Raw genomic sequence first — 424 nt, forward strand, 5'->3', positions numbered from 1 at the left:
CTTCCAGCTCGTGATGGAGGCCAGTCCACAGCAGCGCACCGAAGCCCACGCGCCGGATGCCCGTCCCGCCTCGTCCAGCAAGGCAAACACCGCCTCCCCCTCTCCCCACCATGAGCTCGAGACCTTTCTGACCCGCGAACGCGATCAGTTGCGCTCCGAGATGCAGGCCGCACTCGGCGAAATCGAGCACTACCGGTTCCTGATCGGGCGATTTCCCGATCAGCAGTCTTGCATCTCGCCACTGCTGGACACCGCCATCGAGCGTGGCGGTCAGCTGAAGGGGCGCCTTGATGCCAACATCAAGCTGCGCAGCCGACTGGCCAATGGGGAGGATCGCGCATGAGTTCGCCTTTCTGCCAGGCAGCCGTTACCGGTGCCACGCCCCCGCTGCGTGACTGGCAATCCGCCTGTCTCCGGCAGGCAC

At 65.3% G+C, this 424-nt stretch carries 1 pseudogene; it reads left to right on the forward strand.

The window, feature by feature from the left end:
• Positions 1-343: pseudogene (locus FEF15_RS18930) on the forward strand (hypothetical protein); the annotation flags it as partial.
• Positions 344-424: the final 81 nt, after the last annotated feature.

The organism is Halomonas sp. NO4, assembly GCF_010994375.1.
Taxonomy (GTDB): Bacteria; Pseudomonadota; Gammaproteobacteria; order Pseudomonadales; family Halomonadaceae; genus Halomonas.